This is a genomic window from Williamwhitmania sp., assembly GCA_035529935.1.
In the GTDB taxonomy this organism is placed as follows: Bacteria; Bacteroidota; Bacteroidia; order Bacteroidales; family Williamwhitmaniaceae; genus Williamwhitmania.
This window is the reverse complement of record DATKVT010000166.1, coordinates 1-7805: the sequence shown is the minus strand read 5'-3', so window position 1 is coordinate 7805 and position 7805 is coordinate 1. Positions and strand designations below refer to the sequence as shown.

Below are 7805 nucleotides of genomic sequence, written 5' to 3'. Positions count from 1 at the left end.
CGTATCGATGCCAACTTTAATTTTTCCATCCAGCTCAGCCAATACCGAGTCACGATGTGCATCAAAGGCAGCCATATTCTCCGATCGAAGCGGCTCTACAGGAGGTGACTTAACGGTGAGGGGATTTACGGGAGAGCCATTTTTCCAAATTCGAAAATCCAGGTGTGGCCCGGTGGCGTAACCCGTTTTTCCAACATAACCAATGATTTGTCCTTGAACTACCCGCCTACCTATTGCAATATCCTTCCCAAATCGTGAAAAATGGTTATAGGCAGTGGTGTAGGTGGAGTTGTGTCGAATTTTAATGTAGTTTCCACTACCTATTGAGTAGCCCTTCCCAATAACTGTTCCATCGCCTATACTCATTACTGGTGTGCCAATCGGCGCAGCATAATCCACGCCTGTATGGGGTCGGTAAATATGAAGAATGGGGTGAAAGCGCCTCATGGAAAAGCGGGAGGTGATGTGGGAAAAGCGCAGTGGAGCTTTAAGAAATGCCTTTCTCAGGTTGTGACCCAACTCGTCCCAATAGTTATCAACCGAATCCTGAGGAAAATCGATGGCCAAAATTGTATCACCACGATGAATAAACTTTGCTCCATATATTTTTCCAATGCCAATGCTCTTATTGCCCACGTAAAGTTCGTCGTAAATAGCCTCAAAGCTATCGCCTTGCTGAAGGGCAAAAAAATCGATGGTCCATGCATAGATATCAGACAGGTCGAGTGCCAAGGCAGCCGGAATACTATCGTTAACCATGGTTTCCCAAAGGCTTGTTTTTATAGTTCCATGAGCAATTCGCTTTACGGCCATTACTGCTCGCTGGCTTCGTTGCACTGTTATGGAATCGCCAAAGGTGAACCTAACATAATCGATGGGTGACTGCTCATACACCATATATGAAAGGTGCTCAGATGAGTCGGTGGTGGTATAAAACTTAAGCATGTTTCCCGCCTTAATCTTCCGCAAATCGACCACACCCAAAGCCTTTTGGGTCAACTCATAAATCTGGCTATTGGAAAAATCCTTGTCGTAGAGAATGGACGCAAGAGTTTGGTTGTGCTTTACCACCTCGGTTTCCACGTTGAAAGAGTCGACCGGAATGCCATACTCCATGACAGGTGGAAGGGGTTCCTTTTCAACTATACTGTCTTCAACCCTTTCCTCTATACTAATGTACAAAAAAACCGCCACTACAACGGTAACTGGCAAAATAAGCCACAGCCATCTCTTCTTCATTCCAAAAAATGTAACCCTTGTGAAAATTTCTAGACTCTTGTGGCCAAAAGTAATAATTATGAGATGGAACCAAAACTTAAATAGAGCTAAGAATTGGCGGAAGGGGGAAAATTAGGCTATAGACTAAGAGTTATGAGTTTATGGGCTACGGAAATGCTAAGGCAAGTCCATAAAACTTTTAACCCTAACTTTTTAATTACGCCCTTATTCGTTCAAATCCCTTGCCATAAACCCCCATTACCAGCGAAACGCTAATAAAGGCATCATTGTCTATCTCCTTAACAATTCGGTATACATCCGACAGCTCATGCTTGCGAACCATGGTAATGAGCACCTTTTGGCGCTCCTTGCTATACCAACCCTCTCCGTCGATAACCGTAACACCACGCCCCAGCTCCTTGGTCACCCTATCGGCAATATCGCCGTAGCTTTTGCTGAAAACAAAAACCTGCACGCTTTGCCGGGAACCGGAAAGCACTGCATCAATTGCGTAGGCGGTGATGGCCATTGCCACGTACCCATATACGATTATCTGTAGACGTTCAATCGGTGTCTTGTCGAGCATAACCACAAATGCCGACGCAATAATAAAAACATCGCAAAAGAGGATAATTCGTCCGGGGCTAATATTCCTATACTTGCCCACAATCATGGCAATAATGTCAGTACCCCCACTCGAGCCACCTTGCGTAAAGGTGATGCCAATCCCCACCCCGCTGAGCATACCGCCAATAATGGCCGACATAAACTTATCCTCAAGCAATGGCCTCGTAATGAGCTTCTGCAAAACCGAGAAAAGGATGGACGCCATTATGATACCAAAGATGGTTTTAACCCCGAAGTTGGCTCCCAATATCTTTATGGCTAAGCCAACAAGAAAAATATTAATAATAAAGTAGGTTAACCCCACTGGAATGCCGGTGGCAAAGTAAACCAGCGCACCAATACCGCTGACCCCACCACCAGTGATACCGGAAGGAATCAAAAAGGTGGTCCAGGCGGTAACGTAAAGCAGCAACCCAAAGGTGATGACAACGTATGGCTTAATAAACTTATAGGCCTTTTTCATTACACTACGATGTTGATAATTTTATTTGGCACAATAATTATCTTCTTGGGTGGCTTTCCGTCGAGATACTTCTTTGTATTGTCGTCGGCAAGCACAGCCTCTTCAATCTCCTTAACCGAAATTCCCAAAGGCAGTTCCTTCTTAAAGCGCAACTTCCCATTGAACGAAACTGGATATTCGAAGCTGGACTCAACCAAGTAGGCTGGGTCGAACTCAGGATACCGTGCATCGGCAATGCTGGCTTTGTTGCCCATAAGGCTCCACAACTCCTCTGAAATATGGGGCGCAAAGGGAGCCAACAGGACGGTGAGCGGGTCTAGAATTTCGCGTTTGGAGCACTTTAAATCGCCCAGCTCGTTTACGCAAATCATAAAAGTAGCCACGGAAGTGTTGAACGAGAAGTTCTCAATATCCTCCCTCACCTTCTTAATGGTTTTGTGTAGCACCTTTTGCTCTGCAGGGTTAGCCTTGTCGGTGCTCAGTTCTATTTCGCCATTCTTGTTCGTAAACAGACGCCAAAATTTTCTCAAGAATTTAGATACACCATCGATACCGTTGGTATCCCAAGGCTTGCTGGCTTCCAAAGGACCAAGAAACATCTCATACATGCGCAGCGTATCGGCACCGTAGTGCTCCACCACGTCGTCGGGATTTACCACGTTATACATACTCTTCGACATCTTCTCCACAGCCCAACCGCAAACATACTTGCCATCTTCGAGAACAAATTCGGCACTGGCAAACTCGGGTCGCCAAGCGCGGAACTTATCAATGTCGAGAATATCGTTGGAAACAATATTTACGTCCACGTGTATCTCGGTGGTATCGTAGTGACCTTTGAGCCCCAATGAGACAAACTTATTGGTATCCTTTATGCGATATACAAAGTTGGATCGTCCCTGAATCATGCCCTGGTTGATGAGCTTACGGAAGGGCTCCTCCTTGCAGACCTTGCCCATGTCGAAGAGAAATTTGTTCCAGAAGCGGGAGTAGATGAGGTGTCCGGTGGCATGCTCGGTACCGCCAATGTAGAGATCCACATCCTGCCAATAGCTGTTTGCCTCAACGGAAACCAAAGCCTCATCGTTTCGAGGGTCCATGTAGCGAAGGTAGTAGGCTGACGATCCTGCAAAACCGGGCATGGTGCTCAGCTCGTAAGGGTAACCTTCGGGGGTATTCCAGCTTTTAGCGCGACCAAGAGGCGGCTCACCCTTTTCTGTGGGCAGGTAGGCATCAACCTCAGGCAGCTCCAATGGCAGCTTATCTACATTGACCGGAAAGGGCATTCCATCCCGATAGAAAATTGGGAATGGCTCACCCCAGTAGCGCTGACGGCTAAAGGTAGCATCGCGCAGGCGGAAGTTCACCTTTTTCTGTCCCAACTTGCGGCTCTCCACCTCGGCTATTGCCCGCTTTACCGCATTCTTAACGTCGAGTCCATTGAGGAAATCGGAGTTAACCAACTTTCCCTCCTTGGCATCGTAGCTCTCCTTGCTGATGTCACCACCGCTCACCACCTCAATAATGGGCAGGTTGAAGTGCTTTGCAAAGGCGTAGTCGCGGCTATCGTGAGCAGGAACGGCCATAATGGCTCCAGTTCCATATCCTGCAAGCACGTAGTCGCTCACGTAAATGGGCACCTCCTTACCGGAGAATGGATTTATGGCGTAGGTTCCTAAAAACTGTCCAGAAACCTTTTTTACCTCGGTCATACGCTCACGCTCCGACCTTGACTTTACCTCATTGAGGTAGTCGTCAACCTGTGCTCTAAAGTCGGGATGGGTGAGCGACTGCAGCAGCTCACTTTCGGGAGCAACTACCATGAAGGTAACGCCGAAAATGGTATCGGGGCGGGTGGTAAACACCAGTATTTTTTCGTCGGAATCTTTTAGCGAGAAGTTGACCTCTGCACCTTCGGAACGGCCAATCCAGTTGCGCTGTATCTCCTTAAGCGAGTCGGTCCAGTCAACCTTATCGAGGCCATCGAGCAGCCGCTGTGCATAGGCGCTAATGCGCAGGCACCACTGGCGCATTTTACGCTGCTCCACGGGATGACCACCACGAACCGACATACCCTCCTTCACCTCGTCGTTTGCCAGTACGGTTCCCAGAGCTGGGCACCAGTTTACCATGATGTCGGCCTGATAAGCCAAACGGTAGGCCTGCAACACTTCCTGTTGTTCCCTTTCGCTCATGGCATTCCACTTGTCTGCCGAAAAGGTATCCACATCGCTGCAGGCTGCCTCGACCAAGGTGTTACCGCTTTCCGAAAATTCATTAACCAAGGCCGAAATCGGCTCGGCCATCTGTGTTTTTAGATCATACCAGTGCTCAAACATTTGGACGAATGCCCACTGGGTCCACTTGTAGTATTCGGGGTCGCAGGTGCGAAACTCACGGTCCCAATCGTAGCTGAAGCCAATTTTATCGAGCTGCTCGCGGTAGCGACGAATGTTATTTTCGGTGGTAATGGCTGGATGCTGGCCGGTTTGAATGGCATACTGTTCGGCCGGCAGTCCAAAGGCATCGTAACCCATGGGGTGAAGCACATTGAAGCCGCAGTGACGCTTGTAGCGCGAGTAGATGTCGGAGGCGATATATCCCAGCGGATGTCCTACGTGAAGCCCCGCTCCCGATGGGTATGGGAACATATCGAGGACAAAAAACTTGGGTCTTGACGAATCTACCTCCACATGAAAAGTCTTGTGCTCGCTCCAGTAGCGCTGCCACTTCTGCTCTATTTCCGAAAAATTGTAATCCATGGTTACCTAATTATATACAGGTTGCGAAATTAAGAAAAAAAGAGTGACGGGAAAGTGACAGGTGGCAGAAGAGTGACGGGTGACGAAAAAGAGAGAGGAGAGGGAAAGGGTCGGAAGCTAGGAGTCGGAAGACCGAAGAAATATGCCAATGAGGCAATTTGAAAATCCGGAATTCGCCTGAGCGTTACGCTTATGTCCAAACTTGGATTAACTCATCAACATATCAATAAAAAGAGGGCACCTACCTACTAGCAAATACCCTCCAATGATTATGGAATAGCGATTAGCTCTGGCTCTCCTGCTTCGAAGCCTTCTTGCTACCTCTGTACATCTCAAACTTGTGGAGCTTGCACTCAATGGGGCCATTGTATAGCCATATCTTACGCGATGGACGCAACCCAATAAACTTTATGGCATCGAGGTTGCCGCTCAAAACCCAAGCGTCGCATCCGTTGTAGTGCTGCTTAAAGTGGTCTCCAATAGCCTTGTAGAGGTCAATCATATCCTCCTTCTCTTCGAGCCGTTCGCCGTAGGGAGGATTCATCACCAGGTGAGCATTGTCGATGCCCGGACTTGTTTCGAAGAAGTCGGTGTGCTCAATGGTAACAATATCGTCAACCCCTGCCCGCTTTGCATTGTCGCGAGCAATTCTTATGGATTGGCTATCGATGTCGAAACCCATAATCTTGCCATCGTAGGGAACAATCTTTGCATTGGCCTCCCGCTTTATCTCTTCCCAGAGAGTGACATCAAAATCTTTCCAACTTTCGAAGGTAAAGTGACGGAAATTCCCGGCAGGAATGTTACGTGCAATCAACGCAGCTTCAATGGGAATGGTTCCGGAACCGCACATGGGGTCGATAAACGGACGGCTCTTGTCCCATCCCGAAAGCATAATAATTCCGGCAGCCATTACTTCGCTCAACGGGGCAGCATTCTGCTCGGTTTTGTAACCTCGCTTGCCCAGCGACTTACCGCTGCTGTCGAGGGAGATGGATACGGTGGTGTCGGCAATATGCACGTTGACGCGAAGGCTTGGATTCTCAATATCAACGTTTGGACGAACGCCAAACTCATCGCGGAACTGATCTACAATGGCATCCTTGGTCTTAAGCGCAATATACTGCGAGTGGGTAAACACATCGCTAAAGGTGATGCCGTCGATGGCCAACGTATCGTCAACGGTCATATACTGCGACCAATCGATGCCGCGAACTTTTTGGTAGAGCTGCTCCTCGTTGTTTGCGTTAAATGAGGCAATGGGCTTCAGAATTTTAATGGCAGTGCGCAGCAGCAGGTTGCTTTTATACAGGAGCTCGCTATCCCCTTTATACTTAACCGCGCGGGTCAAAATTTTAATGTCGCTGGCACCAAGCTCGCGAAGCTCGGCAGCCAAAATCTCCTCAAAGCCAAATAGCGTTTTGGCTACAATCTCAAACTTTTCCAATATCCCTATTTCTAACGTAAATAATCAAAAAAAACATAGCTCCCCAGAATACAGCCATCACATTATGCATTTAATGCCATTGGCTTACAGCGAGATTATGAGTGCACAAAGGTAGCAATAGTTCTCAGAAGAATTAGGAACACCGAAATGTGCATTGGAAATTAGAAACCATTGAAACGGTTTACCCAACTCTTCGGCAACCCTATCTTTGGAATATGGCGAACAGCTTGATAATGCCATAAACTATAAGTGCGGACTAGCGGGAGATATATTCTTTAATGGATGCAATGCGTAAAAGCTTATCCCTTTTTTCGGGTTCAAGCGTCAACTCTTTGTTTCCTGCAACCAACGATTCCAATGGAATTCCTAAATATCTGTTCAGCAGGGTTATCATTTTTAGAGTCAATGGTCGTTTACCATGCAAAACTTCCGATACCCTTGTTTTTCCTCCAAACAATAGTGCTACATCAACCTGTTTTAAATTCATTTGTTCCATTCTAAACTTTATGGCCTCAATGGGGTTTGGTGCCTCAATGGGGTAATGTTCCTGCTCATACTTTCCCACTAGCAACGATAGTAACTCCATTTCTTCACCTTCTGGGCTGTCCGGTTCAATGGCCTCAGCAGTGCTGTTAATTAGGGTATAAATACGCTCGCAAGCTTCGCTATATTCCTTTTCAGTTTTTAATATTTTGGTCTTCATATCTTACTGTTTTTGCATCTATCTTGTCGTATTCCTTATGTGTTCCGAACCAAACGACAAAGACTATTTTCAACTTATACTCTACGTCAACAATCAAGCGGTAATCATTGCCCTTTATGTTGAACACTACACGCTTTGAACTTATAATACTGGCATTGCCGTATTTTGCTTTTAGCTCATTTGCGGTATGCCATGTTGAGAACCTAACCTCGTAAATCCAAGCTTTAACAGACTCCTCCGCCTGTTGATGTTTGCTTTCCTTACAATACTCGGTTAATGTTGACTCTTTTACTATTCTCATACTTTACAAAGATAGCTCATGTTACCCTTTTTGGTAACTTTATTTGTGGATATATTTCATTTCACTTTTGTCCAATACTAATTTGTTGATTCTTTACGAGGAACTAGCATCTTAAATTGCGATGTTGGTCTACAATACTTTATCCGCTCGCCTTTAGATTTGCCTTACTGTTTTTAAGTTACTACTTTTAGAAGAAGAGAACGGGGTGAACTCCCACGCTCGCTAGGCCAACGGCCTATTCCGCGTATTAGTCCCCATTCCCCTCTTCCTTCGGCAGCCAAGCG

The 7805-nt window shown here is 46.7% G+C and carries 6 protein-coding genes; all 6 read right to left on the bottom strand.

The window, feature by feature from the left end; translation table 11 throughout:
* On the bottom strand, positions 1–1239 hold a 1239-nt coding region (locus VMW01_12430), incomplete at its 3' end, for a peptidoglycan DD-metalloendopeptidase family protein (protein HUW07058.1).
* 196 nt (positions 1240–1435) lie between these two features.
* Positions 1436–2308, bottom strand: coding sequence for a YitT family protein (locus VMW01_12425; protein ID HUW07057.1), 873 nt, complete (start codon positions 2306–2308; stop codon positions 1436–1438).
* On the bottom strand, positions 2308–5070 hold the full coding sequence (leuS, locus tag VMW01_12420; protein HUW07056.1) for a leucine--tRNA ligase: 2763 nt from the start codon (positions 5068–5070) through the stop codon (positions 2308–2310). The genes VMW01_12425 and leuS overlap by 1 nt, the downstream gene beginning before the upstream one ends.
* A gap of 283 nt (positions 5071–5353) precedes the next feature.
* Positions 5354–6517 carry a THUMP domain-containing protein gene (locus VMW01_12415; protein ID HUW07055.1) on the bottom strand — a complete coding sequence of 388 codons (1164 nt, stop codon included), beginning with the start codon at positions 6515–6517 and terminating at the stop codon, positions 5354–5356.
* 256 nt (positions 6518–6773) lie between these two features.
* A complete protein-coding gene (locus tag VMW01_12410; GenBank protein HUW07054.1) occupies positions 6774–7220 on the bottom strand; it encodes a helix-turn-helix domain-containing protein in 447 nt (148 codons plus the stop codon).
* Positions 7195–7521: a type II toxin-antitoxin system HigB family toxin gene (locus VMW01_12405; GenBank protein ID HUW07053.1), complete on the bottom strand. Its 327-nt coding sequence runs from the start codon at positions 7519–7521 to the stop codon at positions 7195–7197. Before VMW01_12405 ends, VMW01_12410 begins: the two co-directional genes overlap by 26 nt.
* Positions 7522–7805: the final 284 nt, after the last annotated feature.

Excerpts from the sequence above, each read along its gene's own strand:
- VMW01_12405 (HUW07053.1), bottom strand. The coding sequence starts at position 7,521 with ATGAGAATAGTAAAAGAGTCAACATTAACCGAGTATTGTAAGGAAAGC.
- leuS (HUW07056.1), bottom strand. The coding sequence starts at position 5,070 with ATGGATTACAATTTTTCGGAAATAGAGCAGAAGTGGCAGCGCTACTGG.
- VMW01_12410 (HUW07054.1), bottom strand. The coding sequence starts at position 7,220 with ATGAAGACCAAAATATTAAAAACTGAAAAGGAATATAGCGAAGCTTGC.
- VMW01_12425 (HUW07057.1), bottom strand. The coding sequence starts at position 2,308 with ATGAAAAAGGCCTATAAGTTTATTAAGCCATACGTTGTCATCACCTTT.